Genomic DNA, 22,718 nt, shown 5'->3' with positions numbered 1-22,718 from the left:
ATGCCGGCCGGAGCCGGACGGTTCAGGCGGCCTTCTTGGTCTGCGCAGCCTGGATCAGCTTCCAGACCGTCTCCGGGGTGGCCGGCATGTCGACCCGCTCCACGCCCAGCGGCGAGAGCGCGTCGAGCAGCGCGTTCATGACAGCACCGCAGGCGCCGACCGAGCCGGCCTCGCCGCAGCCCTTCACACCCATCTCGTTGTTCTTGCACAGAACTTCGTAGGTGTCGGTGTCGAAGTTCGGCAGGTTGTCGGCGCGCGGCATGGTGTAGTCCATGAACGAGCCGGAGATCAGCTGGGCGCTGTCGTCATAGACGACCTGCTCGAACAGGGCCTGGCCGATGCCCTGGGCGACGCCGCCATGGACCTGGCCGGCAACCAGCATCGGGTTCAGCACCTTGCCGAAATCGTCGATCACCGTGTAGCGGTCGACCTTGGTGACGCCGGTGTCCGGGTCGACCTCGACCTCGGCGATGTGGCAGCCGTTCGGGAAGGTCCAGGCGTCCAGCTTGATCTTCACGTCGGCGTTCAGGCCGTCGATGTTGACGCCGCTGGACCGGACGGTCTTGGCCAGGGTGAACAGGTCGATCTGCTTGTCGGTGCCGGCGACCTTGAAGGTGCCGTCCTCGTAGGAGATGTCGGCGGCCGCGGTCTCGAAATGGGAGGCGGCAGCCTCGATGCCCTTCTTGATCACCTCGCGGGCGCCGGCGCGGATCGCCACGCCCTGCGCGGTGAGCGAACGGGAGCCGCCGGTGCCGCCGCCGAACTTCACCACGTCGGTGTCGCCCTGCTTGACCCGGATGTTCTCCATGTCGATGCCGAGCGCGTCGGCGAACACCTGGGCGTAGGCGGTCTCGTGGCCCTGGCCGTTGGTCTGGGTGCCGACCCAGACCTCGACGGTGCCGTCGTCGACGAACTTGATCGCCGCGGCTTCCTCGGGGTTACCCATGGTGGATTCGATGTAGTAGGCGAGGCCCAGGCCGCGCAGCAGGCCCTTGGCCTCGCTCTGCGCCTTGCGCGAGGCGAACCCGTCATAGCCGTGCTTGGCCATGGTCATGTCGGTGACCTTGGCGAACTCGCCGGTGTCGTAGGTCTCGCCGGCGGGCGTGGTGTACGGCATCTGCTCGGGCTTGATGTAGTTCAGCTTGCGCAGCTCCACCGGGTCCACGCCGAACTGGCGAGCCGCGGCGTCCATCAGGCGCTCGACGCAGTAGATCGATTCCGGGCGGCCGGCGCCGCGATAGGCGTCCACCGGGGTGGTGTGGGTGAAGATGCCCTTCACCCGGTAGGTCAGCGCCTTGATGTCGTAGACGCCGGGCAGGACCTTCAGCGCGGCATAGGTCGGGATGAACGGCGCGAACATCGACAGGTACGCGCCCATGCCGGCATGCACGGTCACGCGCATCGCCTGGACCTTGTTGTTGGCGTCGAACGCCAGCTCGGCCGTGGTGACGTGGTCGCGGCCCATCACGTCTGACAGGAAGCCCTCGGCGCGCTCGGAGATCCAGGCGACCGGGCGGCCGGTCTTGCGCGCGGCCCAGGCGGCCATGGCGTACTCGGTGTAGAAGAAGCCCTTCATGCCGAAGCCGCCGCCGACGTCCGGCGTGATCACCCGGACCTTGTCTTTCGGCAGCTTGAGGACCTGCTCGGCCAGCATGTCCTGGAACATCCAGCCGCCCTGGGTGCCGGCATGCATGGTGAGCTTGCCCTCGGCGGCATCCCACTCCGCCACGCAGGCGCGCGGCTCCATCGAGTTCGCGATGACCTTGTTGTTGATCAGGTCGATCTTGACGGTCTTGGCGGCCGACGCGAACGCCTGGTCGGTGGCGCCGGCATCGCCGTGCATCCAGTCGAAGCACAAGTTGGAGCTGGTGCTGTCGTGGACCAGCGGCGCGCCCGGCTCGATCGCCTTGAGCATGTCGGCCACGGCCGGCTTGGTGTCGTAGTCGACCATGATCAGGTCGGCCGCGTCCTTGGCCTGCTCGATGGTCTCGGCGACCACGAAGGCGACCTGGTCGCCGACATGGCGGACCTTGTCGACCGCCAGGATCGGGCGGCCCGGATCGGCCCGGTCGGTACCGTCGACGTTCTTCATCGGCACGAGGCAGGGCAGGTTGTTGGCGCCGGCCGCGGCCAACTCCTTGCCGGTGATGACCGCCAGCACGCCCGGCGCGCTCTCGGCGGCGCTGGTGTCGATGGAGGTGATGGTCGCATGCGCGACCGGCGAGCGCAGAACAAAGCCGACAGCCTGACCGGGGATGCTGACATCGACGGTGTAGCGGCCCTCACCCTTGATGAGGCGGACGTCTTCGACGCGCTTCACCGATTGCCCGAAACCGAACTTAGCCATGCCTATCCCCTGCCATTCAAAGCGGCGCTGCGCCCGACATACTCAGGCTTTCAGTACGATTCTAGTCTGACGATGGATTGCGACAACCCGCAAAAAGCCGCTGGACCCGGCAGGAAGCCGTAGCGGCCGACTTCCCCGGGAAGGTCGGGAACCGATCAGGCTTCCGAAACGCAGCCTCGATCCGAGTGCGCCGCCTGCTGCCGGCGGTACTGTCGAACAGCCTGGGCAAGGATCAGGGCATGGATGGCGGCGGCGAGGCCAAGGGCAGCGAGGTGCTGAGAGATGGTCACGTCCGGCAGATGAGCGGCGGTCCATATCGTCGTGATGCTCAGCGGGGTGAAAACCAGAACAGAACTCACGACGCCTGGATTGTAGCGCTTCAACCGCACGGCCGCCGCCACATGGGTGATCGCGTTGATCAGCATGGCATAGGGGGCAGCCAGGCCATACCCGGTCCCCCAGATGACGGCTGCATAAAGCGAACCGAGGTTGAGCCCCCACACGAGCGGCAGATTGACGACCAGAACGTCAACGGTGCGGAGAGCCTCCAGGCCTTTGAACATCCGCTCGTTCACGAAGCGCCGGAACCGGTCACCTTGATGCTCCTCCACCTGATGGATCATGTAACCGGGCGTGTGCAAGTACAGCAGAAGAAAGCCCACCGGCAGGAATGTCATCAGGAAAGGGACAAGACACAAAAATCCGGCAGCCATGAAGCCGGCGCCCGCAACCCAATGCTGTTCCAGCCACCTTATCATGTCCCGGTCGCAGTCCTTTCCCGTGCACGGCACACCCGCAGCCCCACCACGGGCAGATGGCGGGGCCAACCGGGCGGATCTCCAACGTCCCGGCTGCGCAAGAGCCGCGGACAACGGCACCGCAGCCGGGGTGCTGCGGCTCAGTGCCCCTGGCGCAGCACCCTCGTGCATTCGGCCAGGACCGAGATCGCGATCTCGGCCGGGCTGACCGCGCCGATCGGCAGGCCAGCCGGGCCGCGGACCCGGGCGGTGGTGGCGGGGTCGTGGCCAAGGGCCTGCAGGCGTTCCTGGCGGGCGGCGGCGTTCTTCCTGGAGCCCAGGGCCGCGATGTAGAACGCCTCGGAGCGCAGCGCCACGTCCAGGGCCGGGTCGTCCAGCTTGGGGTCGTGGACCAATGCTACCACCGCGGTGCGGCGGTCCGGGGCCAGGGCTTCCAGGGCCTCGTCCGGCCAGTCCTGGCTGACTTTGGTGTTGGGGAAGCGGGCATCGGTGGCGAACGCGCGGCGCGGGTCGACCACGGTGACCTCGTAGCCGGCCAGCTCCGCCATCGGCGCCAGGGACTGGGTGATGTGGACAGCGCCCACGATGATCATGCGCAAGGGCGGGTTGAAGACCTGCAGGAAGGCCCGGCCGGCGCTGGTCTCGACGGTCCTGGAACGGTCCTCGCGCAGGGCGGCGCGGGCCGCTTCCAGCACATCGTCGGCGAGCGGCGGGCCGTCGGCCTGGGCGCCGTCGACCACGAGGGCCTCGACGCCGCCCTGGGCCAGGAGGCGGACCAGGCAGACCTGGCGCTTCTGCTTGCGGGCGGCTTCCAGCTTCTCCAGGAGCGAGAGCTTCATTCCACCGCCTCGACCCAGACCTCGACCTTGCCGCCGCAGGCCAGGCCCACTTCCCAGGCCTGCTCGTTGGTGACGCCGAAATCGAGCAGCTTCGGCGGGGCGCCCTGCATGACGTCCATCGCCTCGCGCACCACGGCACCCTCGATGCAGCCGCCCGAGACCGAGCCCATCATGGCGCCGGTCTCGTCGACCACCAGCTGGCTGCCGGCCGGGCGGGGCGAGCTGCCCCAGGTGGAGACCACGGTGGCCAGCGCCACCTTCCTGCCCGACTGCTTCCAGTCGCGGGCCAGCTCCAAGAGATTCTCGTCGGCGATCATGCCGCCTCCTTACGGGCGCGTCGCACCCAGGCATCCACACTTTCCGGCCGGCGCTTGCCCTCGTGGGACAACACCTCGGCCAGCTGCTTCAGGCTGGACAGGTTGTGGACCGAGCGCAGCTCGTCCACGTGCCGGATCATCGCCTGGGCACCCTTCGAGATGGGCTCGTAGCCGTCGAACCGCAACAAGGGGTTCAACCAGATCAGGCGGCGGCAGGACTTGTGCAGCCGCTCCATCTCCTCGTCGAGCCCGTCGCCGGCATCGCGGTCCAGCCCGTCGGTGATCAGCAGCACCATGGCGCCCTGGCCCAGCACCCGGCGCGACCATTGCCGGTTGAAGGCCTGCAGGGTGTGGCCGATCCGGGTCCCGCCCTCCCAGTCGTCGACCAGCTTGCCGATCTTGTCCAAGGCCACGTCCACGTCGCGCGAGCGCAGCGCCCGGGTCACGTTGGTGAGCCTAGTGCCGAACAGGAAGCTGTGGACCCGGTCGCGGTCGTTGGTGATCGCGTGCATGAACAGGAGCAGCATGCGCGAGTAGCGCGCCATGCTGCCGGAGATGTCGCACAGGATCACCAGCGGCGGGTGGCGGCGGACCCGCTCCTTGCGGGCGAGGTCGATGGTGGCGCCGCCGCCGCGCAGGCTGTCGCGCAGCGTCTTGCGCATGTCGACGCGCGACCCGTAGGGGTCGGCGCGGAACCTTCGGGTGGGGATGTCGACGATCGGCAGGCGCAGCCTCGCGATCTCGCGCTTGGCATCCTCCAGCTCGGCCGCGGACATCTGCTCGAAGTCCTTCTTCTGCAGCAGTTCCTTGTCCGACCAGGTCATCGCCATGTCGAGCTCGACCTCCTCGGTCAGCTCTTCCTGCTCGTCCTCGCCCATGCCCGGCAGGCGCTCCGGCGCCAGGGCTTCCGCCAGACGGCGGTTGGGAGCCTGGGTGTGCTTGTTGCCGTCCTCGCTGCGCATGGCCGGCAGCAGGAGCTGCATCAGCCGGTCGAGCAGCTTCGGGTCCTTCCAGAAGATGTGGAAGGCCTGGTCGAACAGGGCCTGGTGCTCGCGCCTCGCCACGAACACCGAGAACAGCGCCCAGTAGAAGTCGTCGCGGCGGCCCACGCCCACGGTGCGCACCGCCTCCATCGCGCGCAGCACGTGGCCCGGGCCCACCGGCAGGCCGGCGCCGCGCAGGGTGCGGGCGAAATGCATGATGTTGAGCGCCAGGCGGCCGGGCGTGCCGGTGGTCTCGAACACGTCCACCTCGGGCGCGCCCCTGGGCGGCGCTACCGTGTCCGCCATGTCAGCGCGGGCCCGGGCGGGTCGCCATGTTGACCTCGGCCAGGAGCTTGGCGGCCTCGCTGCCCTGGATGCGCTGGATGTCGTCCTGGTACTTCAGGAGGGTGCCCAGCGTGTCGTTGATGACCTCCGGGGTCAGCTCCATGCAGTCCAGCGTGTTGAGCGCGCGGGTCCAGTCCAGGGTCTCGGCCACGCCCGGCAGCTTGAACAGGTCCTGCTGGCGCAGCTTCTGGACGAACGCCACGATCTGCTCGCTCAAGTTCCGCTCGACGTCCGGCATCCGGGTACGGACGATCTCGACCTCGCGGGCGGCATTCGGGTAGTCGACCCAGTGGTAGAAGCAGCGGCGCTTGAGCGCGTCGTGGATCTCGCGGGTGCGGTTGGAGGTGATGATCACGATCGGCGGCTGGTCGGCCCGGATCGTGCCGAGCTCGGGGATGCTGACCTGGAAGTCGGAGAGCACCTCCAGGAGGTAGGCCTCGAACGGCTCGTCGGTGCGGTCCAGCTCGTCGATCAGCAGCACCGGGGCGCCGTTCACGTCCGGCTCCAGGGCCTGGAGCAGCGGGCGGCGGATCAGGAACTCCGAGGAGAAGATGTCCTTGGCGAGGCTGCCGCGGTCGGTGTCGCCGGACGCCTCGGCCAGGCGGATCTCCAGCATCTGCCGGGCATAGTTCCACTCATAGACCGCGGACGCCACGTCCAGGCCCTCGTAGCACTGCAGGCGGACCAGCTTGCGTCCCAGCGTCTCGGATAGGACCTTGGCGATCTCGGTCTTGCCCACGCCCGCCTCGCCCTCGAGGAACAGCGGCCGGCCGAGCTTGAGCGCCAGGTACAGGGAGGTCGAGAGCGCGCGGTCGGCGACATAGGAGCCATGGCGGAGCAGGTCGACGGTGGCGTCGACGGACGAGGGCAACGGCTGGGGCATCGGGATCTCGTGGAGGGTGAGCAGACGTGACTGGTGCTGGAGGATAGAGCAATTCCACCAGCGTTCCAGCCGCTTCCCGGGCGGGGCGACGTGGGCAGGGCCGGGCCGGCGCTGCCCACGAAAGCTCAGCCGGCCAGCGATGCGTCCAGGCTGATTTCGGCGTTGAGGACCTTGGAGACCGGGCAGCCGGCCTTGGCCTGGCCCGCGATCTCCTGGAACTTGGCCTGGTCGATGCCGGGGACCTTGGCCTTGAGGGTCAGGTGGACCTTGGTGATCGCGAAGCCCTCGCCCTGCTTGTCCAGGGTCACGTCGGCCTGGGTGTTGATCTGGTCGGCGGTGAAGCCGGCATCGCCCAGCATCTTGGACAGCGCCATGCTGAAGCAGCCGGCATGGGCGGCGCCGATCAGTTCTTCAGGATTGGTGCCGGACTTGCCCTCGAAGCGGCTGCCAAAGCCGTAAGGGGCGCTGTCGAGCGCGCCGCTCTTGGTCGAGATGGACCCCTTGCCGTCCTTGATCCCGCCCTGCCAGACGGCCGAACCACTGGTGGTGCTCATGATGGAAGCTCCTCTGGATCTGTGTGGCGCCGCGGCGGGTGTTCCCGTCCAAGCCGGCCTGACCGGCCAACTGCGCGCGCCGCCGCCCCGCCGGTCTGGCGGGACGTCCGCTGGCAGAAGCGCCGCCACCGGGCCAGGGTTCCCCCGCCCGGCGCCGGGCAGGCTCAGTTGCCCAGCGCCTCGAACAGATAGGTGTTCGGCCCGCGCAGGTTCTCGTCGACGATGATCCGGTGATTGATCGGCGGGAAGGCGCGCTGGTCGCAGTCCAGCCGCTCGCACAGGCGGCAATGCAGGCCGATCGGCACGGCGGCGTCGTCGGAACGGAAGTTGATCCCGTCGGCATAGACCAGGCTCGCGGCATGGGCGACGTCGCAGGCCAGCGCCAGGGCGAAGCTCTTGCCAGGCGTGCGGAAGCCGACGCCGGGTTTGGTCACCAGCCGGGCGATGCTGAACCAGCGCATCCCGTCCGGCATCTCGGAGACCTGGACCAGGATCTTTCCAGGCGCGCGAAACGCGTCGTAGAGGTTCCAGCGCGGGCACGCACCACCCTGGCGGGCGAAGGCCGTGTGGGCGCCCCCTAAGCGCTTGGAGACGTTGCCGGCCTTGTCGCCGCGGATCAGCACGAACGGCACACCCTTCGCACCCGGCCGCTGCAGGGTGGTCAGGCGCACGCAGACCTGCTCGAAGCTGGCGCAAAAGCGGCTCTGCAGCAGCTCGATGTCGTAGCGAAGTGCCGTGGCCGAGCGCCAGAAGCGGTCGTAGGGCATCATCACCGCGCCGGCCAGGTAGTTGGCGAAGAAGATCCGGCCGAGCCTGGCGGTGTCCGGGCCGGTCAGGCCGGTGCGGGCGACCATCTCGTCCAGGAGCGGGCGGTAGCGCAGCAGGGCGATCTGCACCGCCAGCTGGAAGATCCGGCTCGGCACCGGCAGCATCTCGGAGAGCAGGATCCGGCGGCTGTGGCGGTCGTGGCGGCGGCGCACGGCCCCCATCACCTCGACCGGCATCACCTTCACCTTCAGGCCCAGCTGCTGCTCGACATAGCGGGTCAGGCCGCGCAGCGGGTCGCCGTCCTCGATCTCGCCGACCTGCCAGATCTCGTCGGCGGCCTCCTCCAGCTCGGCGAAATGATGCTCGCGCCCCTGGGCCCAGTCGGTGATCTCGTCGAAGGGCGAGTGGGCGCGCATCGGCCCGTCCGGCCGGGCGTCCTGCTCGGAGAGCAGCCGCAGCGTCTCGCTGGCCTCGGCATAGGAGCGGTAGAGGGCGATCACCGCTTCCGCGGCGGCGGGCGCCTGGGTGGCAAGGTCGACCAGGTCCTGGCGGGCGAGCGCGCTGCCGGCGCGCCCGGCCTGGGTGAACAAGGGATCGCCGAACACCTCGGTCAGCCCGCTGAGCAGGCGCTCGCCCTCGTCCTCGGCGAAGCTGGACAGGTCGACGTCGAAGATCGCGCCGATCTTGAGCAGGATCTCGACCGTGACCGCGCGCTGGTTGCTCTCGATCAGGTTCAGATAGCTGGTCGAGATCGCGAGCTGCTGGGCGAGCTGCGCCTGCGTCAGCACGCGGTCGCGGCGCAGGCGGCGGATCTTGTGGCCCAACATGCGCTTGCGGCTCAACTCCCATCTCCTCCCAAATGTTTACAGATTTACAAAATGAGCCGCCGAGATTTCACAACCATGCTCGATCACTGCCACAAAGCCGGTTGCCCGATCGATCCGGATGGCGAACATTCTGGCTAACCCATGCAATGCATCGGGACGGGATGTAAAGGATTTACAAATGACCAGGGACGCCTCCATGCCCGAGCACCGTTCGTCCGCCACCGGGCGCTTCAACGGAATCCGCCGCGACTACCGCGACGCGGACGTTGCCCGGCTGCGCGGCTCGGTTCTTGTCGAGCAGACCCTGGCGCGGCTGGGCGCCGAGCGGCTCTGGAGCCTGCTGCACGAGCGCGACTTCGTGAACACGTTCGGCGCCACCAACGGCAACCAGGCGATGCAGATGGTCCGCGCCGGGCTGGACGCGATCTACCTGTCCGGCTGGCAGGTGGCGGCCGACGCTAACACCGCCGGTGCGATGTACCCGGACCAGAGCCTCTACCCGGCCAACTCGGTCCCCGAGGTGGTGCGCAAGATCAACCGCACCCTCCAGCGCGCCGACCAGATCGAGCATGCCGAGGGCGGGGCGAAGCGCCACTGGTTCGCGCCGATCGTGGCCGATGCCGAGGCCGGGTTCGGCGGCCCGCTCAACGCCTTCGAGCTGATGAAGGCGATGATCGAGGCGGGCGCCGCCGGGGTCCATTTCGAGGACCAGCTCGCTTCCGAGAAGAAGTGCGGCCACCTGGGCGGCAAGGTGCTGGTGCCGATGCGCAGCTTCGTGCGCACGCTGAACGCGGCCCGGCTGGCCGCCGACGTGATGGACGTGCCGACCGTGCTGATCGCGCGCACCGACGCCGAGAGCGCCAAGCTGATCACCGCCGACATCGACGAGCGCGACCACCCGTTCATCGACCGCGCCACCCGCACCGACGAGGGCTTCCACCCGATCCTGCCCGGCAACCGCATGGAGTACTGCATCGCCCGCGGCCTGGCGTTCGCGCCCTATGCCGACCTGCTCTGGATGGAGACCTCCACCCCCGACCTGGGCCAGGCCCGCCGGTTCGCGGAAGCCATCCACCGGGAGTTCCCCGGCAAGATGCTGGCCTACAACTGCTCGCCCAGCTTCAACTGGTCGGCCAAGCTCGACGACGCGACCATCGCGAAGTTCCAGCGCGAGCTGGGGGCGATGGGCTACAAGTTCCAGTTCATCACCCTGGCCGGCTTCCACAGCCTGAACTACGCCACCTTCGACCTGGCCCGCGGCTACCGCGAGCGGCAGATGTCGGCCTATGTCGAGCTGCAGGAGGCCGAGTTCGCCGCGGAGAGCGACGGCTACACCGCCACCCGGCACCAGCGCGAGGTCGGCACCGGCTATTTCGACCAGGTCAGCCTGGCGATCTCCGGCGGCAAGTCGTCGACCACGGCGCTCGGGGAGTCCACCGAGGCCGCCCAGTTCCAGCCCGCAGCCTGAGCCACAGCCCCCAGCGTTTTCAAGGAGCGACGATCATGACCACGTCCAGCAGCAAGTTCTGGATCATCGGCGCCGAGTACGACGATGTCAGCTTCCAGCGCCTGGTGGATGGCACCCAGTCCCTGGCGGGGCCGTTCCCGTCCTATGACCGGGCGCTCGGCGAGTGGCGGCGGCTGGCCGAATCGACCCGCTGCAACGCCCATCATCGCTACGTCATCGCCCACGAGCCGCCGCCGCGGGCACCCGTGGTCGATGCCGGCCCGTTCGGTCGGGCCGCGATGGGCATGGGCCACTGATCCAGCGGGAAACTCAAGGCGAGGCGAGGGGTGCCGGCGACGCCGGCACCTCGTCGCAGTTGGCGACGCAATAGGTCTCGGCCTCCACCGTCCCCCCGCAGGCCGCGTAGCAGGACCGGTACAGCTCCCCGCACTGCCGGTCGTCGCGCCAGCAGACCGGCCGCTGGCAGAACAGCTGCTGGTAGTGGCAGTTCTCCGGCTGGTCCGGGTTGCGGCTGAGGCAGCGCTCGTAGCGGTAGCGCGCCTCGGCCCGGCACTCATAGACCTCGTAGCGCGCCTCCGTTTCGCACAGCGCGAAGCGGTTGTCGGCCAGGGCCAGGCATTGCTGGCGCTGCCATTCGCAACCCTGCAGGCACTGGCGGCTCTGCGGTGACTCCGGCGGTGCCGTGTAGCTGTAGCGGGTCTCGAAGCGCGGCCCGCACCCGGCCAGGACGATCAGGGCCGACAGGACGATGGCGCGCATGGCGGGCGGGTCCGGGCAGGGATAGGTTCAACGTCTTGCCCGATGATCGCGTCATCCCGCAGCCCCGTCGAGCCCGATGCCGGGTCCGGCTCCAGACCTTGGCTATCTCTGGCAATCGTTTGCTCACGTCCTCTAAGAAATGTTAAAAGGCGCGAATACAAATGGGACGTCCGGATCGTTTGGGCTATAGGGACGTGCTGGTCATGGAAATGCGGCCAGTCCAGTTGAGGACTCTCCGGTTTCGGTGTCGTGCGGGCGAGGCACTCACCGCCGGAGGCAAATGCTTGGGCGATGGGGGCGGAGATGGCTGTGGATCTCGCCATGAAGTTCGCAATCACGGCCGTGGTACTCGACTGTGCGACCCGCAAGCATCTGGCGCGCGCGTTCCACGAGGCCAATCCTGGGACCAGTTTCGACGTCGATCGTTCCTATAAATGGCTGCAGGGCCGCGCCCAGCCGCGCGACCCCAAGCTCTATGGCGAATGGCTGGAACTCCTAGGCCTGCCGCATCCGGTGGAGTGGCTGCAGGAGAGCACCTCGGAGGAGTTCCTGGAGGTGGTCGCGGGGCGCTTTTCCGCGTCGCCGGAGCGGGTGAGCCAGCAGGCGGCGGCCTTTCTCGGCGCCGCCAACGGGCAGGACCGTCATTCGCCGCTCGGCCTGCGCGGGCAGCTGCAGGGGGCCTATGCCGCCTACAGCCCGGCCTGGTCGCGCTATTACCTGGGCAAGCTGATCCGGGGGACGCTGCTGATCGACCAGCCCAGGAAGCTGAACCGGCCGCAGGTGACCTACAGCGAACGGCTGCAGGGCATGCAGACCAGGATGCAGGGCAGCACCTATGAAAGCGGTCCCCTGCTGTTCTTCAACCTGCTGCACGAGGACGGCGAGCTGCCGCTGTTCTTCTCGATGTTCCGCCCGGCGCCCCCGGTGAGCATGCTGCTGGGCCATGTGGCCGGGGCGTCCCTGATCGGCCCGGAGCCGCAGCCGACGGTGAGCCGGATCGTGATGATCCGGGTCCCGGCACCGGGCCGGGAGGTCGAGGACGGCAACTGCTACCTCGGACCCGACGAGCCGATCGTGGCGGACCTGGAAGCGCTTGGCCTGTCGGTCCCGCAGCCCGACCAGGTGGAGCAGGAGCTGCAGCTGTTCCTGCGCGGGGGGCCGCAAGGCGCCATGGATCAGGTTTCCGCCCAGGACATGAGCCGGGTTGCCGGCCTGTTCGACCCGATCTGGCTGCAGCTCGATCCGGTCACCTGACGGGCGGGGCCGCCGTCCTGTCCCGCTACTGGTCGCAGCCCGACACGCATTCGGTGCGCGAGGTGACGGTGCCGCCGCAGGAGCTGTAGCAGGTGCGGTAGCTCTCCTCGCAGCTGCCCCGCTCGTTGGTGCACTGGTTCTCCATGCAGTACGGCTTGTAGCAGTTCTTCGGCTTGTCCGGGTTCTTGGCGAGGCAGGCCTGGTACTGGGCGTTGCCGTCGGCCTCGCACTGCAGCCGGTCGGCGCGGGCCTCGCTGCGGCAGGCGGTGAAGCGGGTGTCCTCGAGCAGCCTGCACTGCTGCTGCTGGATCTCGCAGTTCTGCAGGCACTGGGTCGCTTCCACCGACTGGGGCGGCGGGCTGAACGAGTAGAACGTCTTGTATTCCGGCCCACAGGCACTGAGCAGCAACAGGGCGGCGCCCAAAGACAAGAAGCGTATCATTGCCAGGATCCCGGAAACTTCCTGGTCCGGAAGGAACCACATCCTTCGGGGGATCTACAAGGTCCAAGTCAAAAAGAAAGGGCCCCACGAGGAGCCCTTTCCATGTCGAACCAGGCTTGTCCGCCCGGGATCACTTCGCCTTGGCGAGTGCCCGCTTGGCGACGACCTTGATCAGGTGGGCCCGATACTCGGCCGAAGCATGGATGTCCGAGTTCAGCTCGCTGGCATCCACGGTCAGGTTCTCGATCGCCGAGGCCGAGAAGTTCGAGGAGAGCGCCTGCTCGAACTCCGGCAGGCGGAACACGCAGGGGCCGGCGCCGGTGACCGCGACCCGGACGCCGGACGCGGTCTTGGCGACGAACACCCCGACCATGGCGTAGCGCGAGGCCGGGTTGCGGAACTTCTCATAGGCCGCCGCGATCGGCTTGGGGAAGCTGATCGAGGTCAGGATCTCGCCCTCTTCCAGGGCAGTCTCGAACAGGCCGGTGAAGAAGTCCTCGCCGGCGATGGTGCGCCGGTCGGTGGTGATGGTGGCGCCAAGCCCGACCACCGCGCCCGGGTAGTCGGAAGCCGGATCGTTGTTGCTGACCGAGCCGCCAATCGTGCCGCGGTTGCGGACCTGGGTGTCGCCGATCACGCTGGCCATGTCGGCCAGCGCCGGGATCATCGACTTCACGGTCGCGTCGCGGGCCACCTCGCCATGCTTGACCATCGCGCCGATGACGACGTTGTCGCCCTCGGCCCTGATCCCCTTGAGCTCGGCGATGCCGCCGAGGTCGATCACGTCGGACGGCTGCGCCAGACGCTGCTTGAGGGTCGGGATGAAGGTCTGGCCGCCGGCGAGCAGCTTGGCGTCCGGATTGTCGGCCAGGAGCTTCACCGCATCCGCGACCGACCCGGGCCGATGATATCCGAAAGCGTACATCTCTCAGCTCTCTCTCGTGTTCACTCGGCCGCTTTGGCCAGGTTGGTTTTCTGCAACGCGCGCCAGACCTTCTCCGGCGTGGCCGGCATCGAGACGCGCGTTCCGATCGCATCCGCGATCGCGTTCATCACCGCCGGCGGCGAGCCGATGGCGCCGGCCTCGCCGCAGCCCTTCACCCCCAGGGAGTTGTGGGTGCAGGCGGTCCCGGCGGTCGTGTGGACGACGAAGGAGGGCAGGTCGTCGGCACGCGGCATGGTGTAGTCCATGTAGGACGCCGACAGGAGCTGGCCGCTCTCGTCGTAGACCGCGTTCTCGAACAGCGCCTGGCCGATGCCCTGGGCAAGCCCGCCATGGACCTGGCCCTCGACGATCATCGGGTTCACCACGTTGCCGAAATCGTCGACCGCGGTGAAGCTCTGGATCTCGGTGACGCCGCTGTCCGGGTCGACCTCGACCTCGCAGATATAGACGCCGGACGGATAGGTGAAGTTGGCCGGGTCGTAGTAGGCGGTCTCTTCCATGCCGGGTTCGAGGCCGGCCGGATAGTTGTGCGGGACCAGCGCCGCGAACACGATCTCGCCGATCGACTTGGACTTGTCGGTGCCGGCCACCGAGAAGTTGCCGTCCTGGAACACGATGTCCTGCTCGGCGGCTTCCAGGAGATGGGCGGCGATCTTCTTGCCCTTGGCCACGATCTTGTCGCAGGCCTTCACCAGCGCCTCGCCGCCGACCGCCAGCGAACGCGAGCCGTAGGTGCCCATGCCGACCGTGGTCTTCGACGTGTCGCCGTGGATCACGTCGACGTCCTCGTAGGCCACGCCGAGCTTCTCGGCGACGACCTGGGCGAAGGTGGTCTCGTGGCCCTGGCCGTGGCTGTGCGTGCCGGTCAGCACCTGCACCTTGCCGGTATGGCTGAAGCGGACCTTGGCGCTTTCCCACAGGCCCACGCCGGCACCGAGCGAGCCGATCACCGCCGAAGGGGCGATGCCGCAGGCCTCGATATAGGCGGAGAAGCCGATGCCGCGCAGCTTGCCCTTGGCCTCGGACTGGCTCCGGCGGGCGGGGAAGCCGGCGTAGTCGGCCAGCTCCAGCGCCTTGTCCAGGCAGGGCTCGTAGTCGCCGGTGTCGTACTGCAGCGCCACCGGGGTCTGGTAGGGGAAGGCGTCCTTGGGGATGAAGTTGCGCCGGCGGATCTCCGCCGGGTCCAGCCCCATCTCCTTGCCGCACTCCTCGACCAGGGTCTCGATCAGGTAGGTGGCTTCCGGCCGGCCGGCACCGCGATAGGCGTCCACCGGGGCGGTGTTGGTGTAGTAGGCCTGCACGTCGCAATAGATCGCCGGGGTCTTGTACTGGCCGGCGAGCAGCGTCGCGTAGAGATAGGTCGGGATGCAGGAGGCGAAGGTGCTCAGGTAGGCACCCATGTTCGCCTTGGTGTTGACCCGCAGCGCCAGGAAGTTGCCGTTCTGGTCCATCGCCATCTCGGCGACCGAGACATGGTCGCGGCCATGGGCGTCCGACAGGAACGCCTCGGTCCTATCCGAGGTCCACTTCACCGGGCGGCGCAGCTTCCTGGACGCCCAGAGCGCCACGCACTCCTCGGCATAGATGAAGATCTTCGAGCCGAACCCGCCGCCCACGTCCGGGGCGACCACGGTGAGCTTGTGCTCGGGTGCGATGCCGACGAAGGCGGAGATCACCAGCCGGGCGACGTGCGGGTTCTGGCTGGTGGTGTAGAGGGTGAAGCTGTCGGTGCCGAACTCGTAATGGCCGATCGCCGCGCGCGGCTCCATCGGGTTCGGGACCAGCCGGTTGTTGACCAGGTCGACCCGGGTGACGTGGGCAGCCTGCGCGAACGCGGCGTCGGTGGCGGCCTTGTCGCCGATCTCCCAGTCATAGACCAGGTTGTTGGGGATGTCGGCGTGGATGTCGACGCCGCTGTCATGGGCCTTGGCGACGTCCACGGCGGCCGGCAGCACGCCGTAGTCCACCGTGATCGCCTCGGCGGCGTCGCGCGCCTGCTCGAAGGTCTCGGCGACCACCACCGCGACATGGTCGCCGACATAGCGGGCCTTGCCGTGGGCCAGGATCGGGTGCGGCCCGGCCTTCATCGGCGAGCCGTCCTTGGACTTGACCATCCAGCCGCAGATCAGGCCGCCCAGGCCGTCGGCCGCGACGTCCTCGCCGGTGAAGATGCCGAGCACGCCCGGCATCGCCGCGGCGGCGGAGGTGTCGATCGCGCCGATCGTGGCATGGGCATGCGGGCTGCGCACGAAGCAGGCATAGGCCTGGTTCGGCACGTGGATGTCGTCGGTGTAGCGGCCGCTGCCGGTGATGAAGCGCAGGTCTTCCTTGCGCTTCACCGGTGTACCGATTCCGTTCGTCGCCATTTGGTTTTCCGCCCCCTGATCGCGAGGTCACATGGCCGCTTCTGATTATTCTGCGGCACGGGCCGTGCGGCCCGTGCGTGCGGTCCAGGTCACATCGACTGGGCGCCGGCCAGGACCGCCTTGACGATGTTGTGGTAGCCGGTGCAGCGGCAGATGTTGCCCTCCAGACCTTCGCGCACATAGTGCTCGTCGATCGTGATGCCCTGCTCCTTGGCCTTCTTCACCAGGTCCACCGACGACATGATCATGCCGGTGGTGCAGAAGCCGCACTGCAGGCCGTGATTGTCGCGGAAGGCCTCCTGCATCGGGTGCAGGGTGCCGTTCTGCGCCAGGCCCTCGATGGTGGTCACCGACGCGCCGTCGAACTGGACCGCCAGCGCCGTGCAGGCCTTGACCGAATCGCCGTCGGCATGGACGACGCAGCAGCCGCACTGGGAGGTGTCGCAGCCGACATGGGTACCGGTGAGGCCGAGTTCTTCGCGAAGGAAGGTCGAGAGCAGCATGCGCGGCTCGATATCCTTCGTAACCGCCTTGCCGTTGACGGTCATCGTTACGCTGGTCATCAACCTCTCCCTGGCCCGCCTGGTCGGCGCGGGCCCTGCCTCGATATCTCGTGACGGCACGATAGCGCCAGGAGCAGGCCGAACGGACGTGTCGTCCACGCCTGGAACCATGCTGCCTTTCGGCGGAAGCTATTGAAAGGCCACCGCAGCGTCAACGCAGCGATGGCCCTTTCCCAAGTCAGGTGAGCAGGAACAGCAGGATCAGCAGGACGACGATCGCCGCGATGATCCAGGTCCAGGGGAGCCCGCCCTTGGCCGTGGCCGCGGGCGCCTTCGCGCCGGTGGCGGTGCGCGGGCTGCCGCCCGGAGCACCGGTCGAGGTGCCCACCGGCGGCGGCGGGGTGACCGCCGACGGCTCCGGCGCCGCCTGGATGCGGGCGGAGGTGTGGGCCGGCTCGTCCACGGTCGGCGTCTCCACCGGCTCAGGACCGCCCGGCACCGGGCCCGGCGGGGCGGTCACCGGCGCTGCGGTGATCCGGCCGGGCTCGTAGCCGGCGTTGTGGTCCACGGCGGTGCCGCCATCCACGGCCGCCGCTGCCGGCATGCCGCCGGCATGGGGCGGGGGCGACGGCTCGGACGGCACCGATTCGACCCGCCCGCCATCGGCGGCCGAGGCGGCCAGCTCGTCGGCGACATGCGGCGGCGGGTGGCCGACCGCCGGGGGCGGGGTGACCACGTCGGCGGTGGCGGCGTCCTCGGTGGGACGCTCCTTGGACGCGTCGCTGCGCGGCACCGCGGTGCCGGCCGGCTCGGCCGGGGTCTCCACCACCGGCCCGCCCACGGCGGCCGCCGCCGGCGGGGCCGCCGTCGACGCGACCGGCGCTGCCGCGGCGGCGGTCGCTCCGGCCGGCGCGGTGGCAGCACCGCTCTTGGCGGCGCGCTCGCTCACGATCTGCGAGAAGCGGCTGAAGAAGTCGTCGGCCATCTTCTTGGCGGTGCCGGCGATCAGGCGCGAGCCGATCTGGGCCAGCTTGCCGCCGACATCGGCCTTGGCTTCGTAGCGCAGGATGGTTTCCGCGCCCTCGTCGATCAGGTCGACCTTGGCGCCGCCCTTGGCGAAGCCGGCAGCGCCGCCGGAGCCTTCGCCGACGATCCGGTAGCCGTTCGGCGGATCCAGGTCCTCGAGATTGACCTTGCCGCCGAACTTGGCCTTCACCGGGCCGACCTTGGCGGTGACCTTGGCCTCGAAGCTGTTCGGGCCGGTGCGGTTGAGTTCGTCGCAGCCCACGATCGACGCCTTGAGCGTCTCGGGATCGTTCAACGCCTCCCAGACGATCTGACGCGGAGCCGGGATCCGGTACTCGCCGGTCATGTCCATGTACAGCGTTCCTTTTGTTTAATCACGGCCCCGGGCACGGGTGCCCCAGGCACCGAAAACAGGCAAGCTTATCGAGGGGTTCCAATATTCACGTTCTCGGTTCTGGACAACCGGCCGACCAGGGCGCGGGCGGCCGCATCCACGATCGCCAGGGAGTCCAGGCCGTGGACGGCGTAGAGATCCGGGATGTCCGCGGACTGGCCGAACCGGTCGACGCCCAGCGTCTCCACCTGGTGGCCGCGCACCGCACCCAGCCAGGCGAGCGTGGTCGGATGGCCGTCCAGCACGGTGACCAGCCCGGCGTCGCCGGCAAGCGGCGCCAGGAGCCGGGCCACGTGGGAGGCCTGGCCGTTGGCCCGCCAGTCCTGGATCAGCCGGTCGGGCGAGGTCACCACCAGCAGCCCCAGCCCCGGCACGTCCTCGGCCAGCTCGGCATGGGCGTCCATGGCCTCGGGCAGCACCGCACCCTGGGCCACGATCGCGAGCTCCGCGCCCTCGGCGGGTGCTGCCAGCCAGTAGGCGCCGGCCAGCAGCGCCGCCTCGTCCAACGGTCGCCGGGCCTGCGGGATCTGCCGGGTCGAGAGGCGCAGATAGACCGAGCCGCCGTTGTCGGCCTGCATGTGCTGGAAGGCGTGGCGCATCAGGGGCGCCAGCTCGTCGGCGAACGCCGGCTCGAAATAGGTGAGCCCGGGCTGGCCCATGCCGATCAGCGGGGTGGCGATCGACTGGTGGGCGCCGCCCTCCGGCGCCAGCGTCACCCCGGAGGGTGTCGCCACCAGGAGGAAGCGGGCGTCCTGGTAGCAGGCATAGTTCAGCGCATCGAGGCCGCGGCAGATGAACGGGTCGTAGAGGGTGCCGACCGGCAGGAGCCGCGCGCCGAACGTGTCGTGGGCGAGGCCCAGCGCCGCCAGCATCAGGAACAGATTGTTCTCGGCGATGCCCAGCTCCATGTGCTGGCCGGTCGGCGAGGACTGCCAGCGGGTCGGCGAGGCGACCTTGTGCTCGCGGAAGATGTCCTCGTGCGCGGTGCCATGGAACACGCCGCGCCGGCTGACCCAGGCGCCCAGCGAGGTCGAGACCGCCACGTCGGGCGAGGTCGTCACCAGGCGGGCGGCCAGCTCGCTGTCGCTCTTGCCGAGCTCGGCCATCAGCTTGCCGAACACTTCCTGGGTCGAGGCGGCAGCACCGATGCTGACCTGGCCCAGGCTGTCCGGCACCTCGACCGTGGGCGCCACGTGGCGGAAGGTGCGCTGCCGGAACGGCACCTGCTCGACAAAGGCCTCCAGCTCGTCCCGCAGGTCGGCGAGGCCAGCATAGGGCTGCCATTCCTCGCCGGCGGGCACCCCCATCTGCTCGCGCAGGCTGTCGACCTGATCGGGCGTCATCAGGCCGGAATGGTTGTCCTTGTGCCCGGCGAACGGCAGGCCCCAGCCTTTCACCGTGTAGGCGATGAAGCAGCGCGGCCGGTCGTCCTTCACCGCGTCGAAGGCGTCCAGCACCGCCTCGACGTCGTGGCCGCCCAGGTTGGTCATCAGCTGGGCGAGGTCCTCGTCGCCCAGCCGCTCCAGGAGCGCCTTGACGTAGGGGTCGTCGCCGGCGGTGGACTGGAGCTGCTGGCGCCAGGCCGAGCCGCCCTTGAAGGTGAGGGCGGCATAGAGGTCGTTCGGGCAGTCGTCGATCCAGCGGCGCAGCACCTCGCCGCCCGGCTCCGCGAATGCCGCCTGCAGCTTCTTGCCGTACTTGATGGTGACGACTTCCCAGCCGACCTCGTCGAAGAAGCCTTCAATCTTGCTGAACAGCTTTTCCGGCACGACCCGGTCCAGCGACTGGCGGTTGTAGTCGATCACCCACCAGACATTGCGGACGTCGTATTTCCAGCCCTCGAGCAGGGCCTCGAACACGTTGCCCTCGTCGAGCTCGGCGTCGCCGACCACGGCGATCATCCGGCCGGCCGGCTCCTGGTCGGAGACCAGCTTCCGCTGGCGCAGGAGGTCCTGGGTCAAGGAGGCGAACAGGGTGACCGCGGCGCCCAGGCCCACCGAGCCGGTGGAGAAGTCGACCACCGGCACGTCCTTGGTGCGCGACGGATAGGCCTGGGCGCCGTGCAGCGCCCGGAACCGCTCCAGCCGCTCGCGCGATTCCAGACCCATCAGGTAGAGCGCGGCGTGCATGATCGGCGAGGCGTGCGGCTTCACCGCGATCCGGTCGGCGCCGCGCATGGTGTGGAAGAACAGGGCGGTGAGCAGGGTGGCGCAGGAGGCGCAGGAGGCCTGGTGGCCGCCGACCTTGAGCTTGTCGCGCGACGGGCGGAGATGGTTGGCGTGGTGGATCGTCCAGGACGACAGCCAGAGCAGCTTCTTCTCGATGGCCTCCAGCCGCCGAACGGTACCCGCGTCGATCATCGCTACTCCCTGTTTTGCGTCGTTGCCGCGACTGTCTGGAACTGTAGCGGAGTGCTAAGCGCTGTCCATGCACTGACCAGCAAGGGACGATCGGGGTGGCGGGCGAGAACGAGAACAGGGTGACCACGGCGGCGGGCGTGGAGATCCCGGCATCGGCGCAGGCGACCTGCACGGAACTGGTCGCCCTGCTGCGCGAGGCGTGCGCGGACCTGCCGATGGAAACGGAGCCGGGCGACTTCCTGGTGGCCCTGGACCGCAACGCCGAGGGAGGGCCTTCGGCATGAGCCACGCCATCCTGAGCCTGTCGCTGCATGAACTCGCCGACGCGATCCGCACAGGCGCGGTCAGCTCGGTGGAGGCGACCGAGGCGGTGCTGACCGCGCTGGAAGGGCGCGGCCGGGCGCTCAACGCCACGGCCCGGCTCTGGCCGGACTACGCGCTGGCCGAGGCGGCCCGCTGCGACCAGGAACGCGCCCAGGGCCGCTTGCGCGGGGCGCTGCACGGCGTGCCGCTGGCGCACAAGGACATGTTCTACCGGGAAGGCGAGATCGCCGGGCAGGGCTCGGTGATCCGCAGCGAGTTCGTGGCCCCGCGCACCGCCACGGTCCTGCAGCGCCTGGACCGGGCCGGCGCCATCGATGTCGGCCGGCTCAACATGGTCGAGTTCGCGCTGGGCGTGACCGGGCACAACAACCATACCGGCACGCCCAAGAACGCCTACGACCCGGAGCGGATCACCGGCGGCTCGACCTCGGGCGGCTCCACCGCGGTGGCGGCCGGGCTGATCGCCGCGACGCTGGGTTCCGACACCGGCGGCTCGATCCGCATCCCGGCCTCGTTCTGCGGCCTGGTCGGGATCAAGCCGACCTACGGCCTGGTCAGCCGGGCCGGCGCCATGCCGCTCAGCTTCTCCCTGGACCATGTCGGCCCGCTCGCCCGCACCAGCCGCGATGCCGCCCTGGTGCTGCAGGCGATCGCCGGCCACGACCCGGACGACAGCACCACCAGCCGCCGCCCGGTGCCGGTGTTCACGGCCGGGCTGGAGCGCGGCGTGGCCGGGCTGCGCCTGCTGCACGCCACCAGCGGCCTGGGCTGCACCGTGGATCCCCTGATCGACGCCACCGTGCGCCAGGCGATCCAGGCGCTGGTCGCCGACGGCGCCACCGTCCGGGAAGGGGCGATGGAACGGGTCGAGCAGATCAACGCGATCCGCCGCCTGGTGCTGATGGCCGAGTGCGGTGCCGTGCACCGCGCCCATGTCCAGCAGCGCCGCGCCGACTTCGTGCCGCAGACCCTGGCGCGCATGGAGCCGGGCTTCGCGCTGTCCGCGGTGGACTACATCTCGGCGATGCGCAGCCGCGGCCCGGCGCTGGACGCGTTCTGCAAGGCAATGTTCAGCGAGGCCGACCTGATCGTGCTGCCGACCTGCCCGGTCCAGACCCCCCGGATCGCGGATACGGATACCGGCGGCGACGCGACCTTCGTGGCCACCGCCAACGCGATCGGCCAGCTGATCGGGGTGTCCAACTGGCTGGGGCTGCCGGCGGTGTCGGTGCCGGTGGGGCTGGACGGCAACCACATGCCGATCGGGCTGCAGATCATCGGCCGGCCGTTCGCCGACGCGCTGGTGCTGCGGGCGGCCGCGGCGGTGGAGCGGGCCCAGGGCGCGTTCCGGCCGGCAGGCTTCGCCCTGTCGGGGACTTGAAGCTCGAGCCCACCACCAAAGGCATCCTGATCTGCCTTTGCGCGATGGTCTGCTTCGGCTGGATGGACGCGGTCAGCAAGACCCTGTCCACCCAGCTGGCGCCGGTGCAGATCCTTTGGGTGCGCTACGCCCTCTCGATTCCGCTGGTCCTGATGCTGGCGGTGCCGGGCGGGCTGCGCCTGACCCTGCGCAGCGCCCGGCCGAAGCTGCAGATCGGCCGGGCGGTGCTGATCTCGGCCGAGATGACCTTCGTGGTGTACGGCTACCAGACCATGCCGCTGGCCGACGCCCATGCGATCTTCGCGCTCACGCCGTTGCTGGTGACGGCGCTGTCCGTGCCGATGCTGGGCGAGCAGGTCGGCCTGCGCCGCTGGATCGCAGTGGGCGGCGGCCTGGTGGGCGTGCTGATCATCGTGCGGCCGGGCTTCGCCGAGGTCAGCCCGGGCATGCTGATCATGCTGGGCTGCGCCCTGATGTATGCGTTCTACCAGATCATGACCCGGATCGCCGGCCGCCACGACGCCGCCGCGACCTCGATGGTCTGGCAGACGATCGGCGGCACGATCGCACTCACCCTGGTCGGCCCGTTCTTCTGGACCGATCCCACGCCGGAGCAGTGGCTGCTGCTCTGCGTGATCGCGGCGCTGGGCGTGGTCGGCCATTTCGGCCTGGTGCTGGCGCTGAAATTCGCCCCGGCGGCGGCGGTGCAGCCGTTCACCTACACCATGCTGATCTGGGCCTCCCTGTCCGGCTGGATCGTGTTCGGCGACGTGCCGAGCCTGATCGTGGTGGCGGGCGCCTGCGTGATCGTCGCCAGCGGGCTGTATGCGGCGTGGCGCGAGAAGCTGCGGACGGGCGCCGGTTGACTTCGCCC

General features: G+C 69.0%; 21 protein-coding genes. 6 read left to right on the top strand and 15 right to left on the bottom strand.

What is annotated here, in order from left to right; all coding sequences use genetic code 11:
• Nucleotides 1-22: 22 nt before the first annotated feature.
• The 8 genes from GEMRO_RS0124625 to GEMRO_RS0124590 form a co-directional block, all read right to left on the bottom strand.
• Nucleotides 23-2,347 (bottom strand): xanthine dehydrogenase family protein molybdopterin-binding subunit, encoded by a 2,325-nt coding sequence (locus tag GEMRO_RS0124625; protein ID WP_027136147.1) that lies wholly within the window; start codon nucleotides 2,345-2,347, stop codon nucleotides 23-25.
• 155 nt (nucleotides 2,348-2,502) lie between these two features.
• Nucleotides 2,503-3,105: an HXXEE domain-containing protein gene (locus GEMRO_RS31660; protein WP_035485948.1), complete on the bottom strand. Its 603-nt coding sequence runs from the start codon at nucleotides 3,103-3,105 to the stop codon at nucleotides 2,503-2,505.
• Nucleotides 3,106-3,245: 140 nt separating this feature from the next.
• The gene (locus GEMRO_RS0124615; RefSeq protein WP_027136146.1) at nucleotides 3,246-3,944 is read right to left on the bottom strand and encodes an XdhC family protein; all 699 of its coding nucleotides are present in this window, start codon (nucleotides 3,942-3,944) and stop codon (nucleotides 3,246-3,248) included.
• A complete protein-coding gene (locus tag GEMRO_RS0124610; RefSeq protein WP_035485946.1) occupies nucleotides 3,941-4,261 on the bottom strand; it encodes an XdhC family protein in 321 nt (106 codons plus the stop codon). Before GEMRO_RS0124610 ends, GEMRO_RS0124615 begins: the two co-directional genes overlap by 4 nt.
• Nucleotides 4,258-5,550 (bottom strand): vWA domain-containing protein, encoded by a 1,293-nt coding sequence (locus GEMRO_RS0124605; RefSeq protein WP_084507548.1) that lies wholly within the window; start codon nucleotides 5,548-5,550, stop codon nucleotides 4,258-4,260. The genes GEMRO_RS0124610 and GEMRO_RS0124605 overlap by 4 nt, the downstream gene beginning before the upstream one ends.
• A gap of 1 nt (nucleotide 5,551) precedes the next feature.
• Complete coding sequence (locus GEMRO_RS0124600) at nucleotides 5,552-6,472, bottom strand: AAA family ATPase (RefSeq protein ID WP_027136143.1); 921 nt, start codon at nucleotides 6,470-6,472, stop codon at nucleotides 5,552-5,554.
• 125 nt (nucleotides 6,473-6,597) lie between these two features.
• Nucleotides 6,598-7,026, bottom strand: a complete 429-nt coding sequence (locus GEMRO_RS0124595; RefSeq protein ID WP_027136142.1) for an OsmC family protein — start codon at nucleotides 7,024-7,026, stop codon at nucleotides 6,598-6,600.
• 164 nt (nucleotides 7,027-7,190) lie between these two features.
• A complete protein-coding gene (locus tag GEMRO_RS0124590) occupies nucleotides 7,191-8,636 on the bottom strand; it encodes a helix-turn-helix domain-containing protein (RefSeq protein WP_027136141.1) in 1,446 nt (481 codons plus the stop codon).
• 163 nt (nucleotides 8,637-8,799) lie between these two features.
• Between GEMRO_RS0124590 and aceA the strand changes: the two genes are divergently transcribed.
• Both aceA and GEMRO_RS31655 read left to right on the top strand, forming a co-directional pair.
• Nucleotides 8,800-10,089 carry an isocitrate lyase gene (aceA, locus tag GEMRO_RS0124585; RefSeq protein WP_027136140.1) on the top strand — a complete coding sequence of 430 codons (1,290 nt, stop codon included), beginning with the start codon at nucleotides 8,800-8,802 and terminating at the stop codon, nucleotides 10,087-10,089.
• A 35-nt stretch (nucleotides 10,090-10,124) separates the two neighbouring features.
• A complete protein-coding gene (locus tag GEMRO_RS31655) occupies nucleotides 10,125-10,385 on the top strand; it encodes a DUF4170 domain-containing protein (RefSeq protein WP_205625077.1) in 261 nt (86 codons plus the stop codon).
• A gap of 13 nt (nucleotides 10,386-10,398) precedes the next feature.
• Here GEMRO_RS31655 and GEMRO_RS0124575 read toward each other — a convergent pair whose 3' ends face one another.
• On the bottom strand, nucleotides 10,399-10,848 hold the full coding sequence (locus tag GEMRO_RS0124575; protein ID WP_027136139.1) for a hypothetical protein: 450 nt from the start codon (nucleotides 10,846-10,848) through the stop codon (nucleotides 10,399-10,401).
• Nucleotides 10,849-11,169: 321 nt separating this feature from the next.
• Between GEMRO_RS0124575 and GEMRO_RS0124570 the strand changes: the two genes are divergently transcribed.
• Nucleotides 11,170-12,102: a hypothetical protein gene (locus GEMRO_RS0124570; RefSeq protein ID WP_027136138.1), complete on the top strand. Its 933-nt coding sequence runs from the start codon at nucleotides 11,170-11,172 to the stop codon at nucleotides 12,100-12,102.
• 25 nt (nucleotides 12,103-12,127) lie between these two features.
• Here GEMRO_RS0124570 and GEMRO_RS0124565 read toward each other — a convergent pair whose 3' ends face one another.
• The 6 genes from GEMRO_RS0124565 to GEMRO_RS31645 all read right to left on the bottom strand — a co-directional run bounded on the left by GEMRO_RS0124565 (nucleotide 12,128) and on the right by GEMRO_RS31645 (nucleotide 20,139).
• Nucleotides 12,128-12,544: a hypothetical protein gene (locus GEMRO_RS0124565; protein ID WP_157505732.1), complete on the bottom strand. Its 417-nt coding sequence runs from the start codon at nucleotides 12,542-12,544 to the stop codon at nucleotides 12,128-12,130.
• A 130-nt stretch (nucleotides 12,545-12,674) separates the two neighbouring features.
• Entirely contained in the window at nucleotides 12,675-13,469 is a 795-nt protein-coding gene (locus tag GEMRO_RS0124560; protein ID WP_027136136.1) for an FAD binding domain-containing protein, read from the bottom strand.
• Between the two features lie 20 nt (nucleotides 13,470-13,489).
• Entirely contained in the window at nucleotides 13,490-15,856 is a 2,367-nt protein-coding gene (locus GEMRO_RS0124555) for a xanthine dehydrogenase family protein molybdopterin-binding subunit (RefSeq protein WP_027136135.1), read from the bottom strand.
• An 89-nt stretch (nucleotides 15,857-15,945) separates the two neighbouring features.
• Nucleotides 15,946-16,419, bottom strand: a complete 474-nt coding sequence (locus tag GEMRO_RS0124550) for a (2Fe-2S)-binding protein (protein WP_027136134.1) — start codon at nucleotides 16,417-16,419, stop codon at nucleotides 15,946-15,948.
• 178 nt (nucleotides 16,420-16,597) lie between these two features.
• Nucleotides 16,598-17,737 (bottom strand): SRPBCC family protein, encoded by a 1,140-nt coding sequence (locus GEMRO_RS34990; protein ID WP_051329443.1) that lies wholly within the window; start codon nucleotides 17,735-17,737, stop codon nucleotides 16,598-16,600.
• Nucleotides 17,738-17,805: 68 nt separating this feature from the next.
• Nucleotides 17,806-20,139, bottom strand: a complete 2,334-nt coding sequence (locus GEMRO_RS31645) for a transketolase-like TK C-terminal-containing protein (RefSeq protein WP_035485942.1) — start codon at nucleotides 20,137-20,139, stop codon at nucleotides 17,806-17,808.
• Between the two features lie 95 nt (nucleotides 20,140-20,234).
• Here GEMRO_RS31645 and GEMRO_RS0124535 point away from each other — a divergent pair, with 95 nt between their 5' ends.
• Genes GEMRO_RS0124535 through GEMRO_RS0124525 form a run of 3 tightly spaced genes read left to right on the top strand, consistent with a single transcriptional unit; the run spans nucleotide 20,235 to nucleotide 22,710 of the window.
• Nucleotides 20,235-20,423 carry a hypothetical protein gene (locus tag GEMRO_RS0124535; protein WP_027136133.1) on the top strand — a complete coding sequence of 63 codons (189 nt, stop codon included), beginning with the start codon at nucleotides 20,235-20,237 and terminating at the stop codon, nucleotides 20,421-20,423.
• Nucleotides 20,420-21,844 (top strand): amidase, encoded by a 1,425-nt coding sequence (locus GEMRO_RS31640; protein ID WP_051329442.1) that lies wholly within the window; start codon nucleotides 20,420-20,422, stop codon nucleotides 21,842-21,844. The genes GEMRO_RS0124535 and GEMRO_RS31640 overlap by 4 nt, the downstream gene beginning before the upstream one ends.
• A complete protein-coding gene (locus GEMRO_RS0124525; RefSeq protein WP_027136132.1) occupies nucleotides 21,841-22,710 on the top strand; it encodes a DMT family transporter in 870 nt (289 codons plus the stop codon). The genes GEMRO_RS31640 and GEMRO_RS0124525 overlap by 4 nt, the downstream gene beginning before the upstream one ends.
• Nucleotides 22,711-22,718 lie beyond the last annotated feature (8 nt).

This window comes from Geminicoccus roseus DSM 18922, from assembly GCF_000427665.1.
GTDB lineage: Bacteria > Pseudomonadota > Alphaproteobacteria > Geminicoccales > Geminicoccaceae > Geminicoccus > Geminicoccus roseus.
The sequence above is the reverse complement of the archived record's forward strand: the minus strand, read 5'-3'. Positions and strand labels throughout refer to the sequence as shown.

Coding starts and splice junctions, on each gene's coding strand:
- GEMRO_RS0124625 (WP_027136147.1), bottom strand. CDS start 2,347: ATGGCTAAGTTCGGTTTCGGGCAATCGGTGAAGCGCGTCGAAGACGTC.
- GEMRO_RS31660 (WP_035485948.1), bottom strand. CDS start 3,105: ATGATAAGGTGGCTGGAACAGCATTGGGTTGCGGGCGCCGGCTTCATG.
- GEMRO_RS0124615 (WP_027136146.1), bottom strand. CDS start 3,944: ATGAAGCTCTCGCTCCTGGAGAAGCTGGAAGCCGCCCGCAAGCAGAAG.
- GEMRO_RS0124610 (WP_035485946.1), bottom strand. CDS start 4,261: ATGATCGCCGACGAGAATCTCTTGGAGCTGGCCCGCGACTGGAAGCAG.
- GEMRO_RS0124605 (WP_084507548.1), bottom strand. CDS start 5,550: ATGGCGGACACGGTAGCGCCGCCCAGGGGCGCGCCCGAGGTGGACGTG.
- GEMRO_RS0124600 (WP_027136143.1), bottom strand. CDS start 6,472: ATGCCCCAGCCGTTGCCCTCGTCCGTCGACGCCACCGTCGACCTGCTC.
- GEMRO_RS0124595 (WP_027136142.1), bottom strand. CDS start 7,026: ATGAGCACCACCAGTGGTTCGGCCGTCTGGCAGGGCGGGATCAAGGAC.
- aceA (WP_027136140.1), top strand. CDS start 8,800: ATGACCAGGGACGCCTCCATGCCCGAGCACCGTTCGTCCGCCACCGGG.
- GEMRO_RS31655 (WP_205625077.1), top strand. CDS start 10,125: ATGACCACGTCCAGCAGCAAGTTCTGGATCATCGGCGCCGAGTACGAC.
- GEMRO_RS0124575 (WP_027136139.1), bottom strand. CDS start 10,848: ATGCGCGCCATCGTCCTGTCGGCCCTGATCGTCCTGGCCGGGTGCGGG.
- GEMRO_RS0124570 (WP_027136138.1), top strand. CDS start 11,170: ATGAAGTTCGCAATCACGGCCGTGGTACTCGACTGTGCGACCCGCAAG.
- GEMRO_RS0124565 (WP_157505732.1), bottom strand. CDS start 12,544: ATGATACGCTTCTTGTCTTTGGGCGCCGCCCTGTTGCTGCTCAGTGCC.
- GEMRO_RS0124560 (WP_027136136.1), bottom strand. CDS start 13,469: ATGTACGCTTTCGGATATCATCGGCCCGGGTCGGTCGCGGATGCGGTG.
- GEMRO_RS0124555 (WP_027136135.1), bottom strand. CDS start 15,856: ATGGCGACGAACGGAATCGGTACACCGGTGAAGCGCAAGGAAGACCTG.
- GEMRO_RS0124550 (WP_027136134.1), bottom strand. CDS start 16,419: ATGACCAGCGTAACGATGACCGTCAACGGCAAGGCGGTTACGAAGGAT.
- GEMRO_RS34990 (WP_051329443.1), bottom strand. CDS start 17,737: ATGGACATGACCGGCGAGTACCGGATCCCGGCTCCGCGTCAGATCGTC.
- GEMRO_RS31645 (WP_035485942.1), bottom strand. CDS start 20,139: ATGATCGACGCGGGTACCGTTCGGCGGCTGGAGGCCATCGAGAAGAAG.
- GEMRO_RS31640 (WP_051329442.1), top strand. CDS start 20,420: ATGAGCCACGCCATCCTGAGCCTGTCGCTGCATGAACTCGCCGACGCG.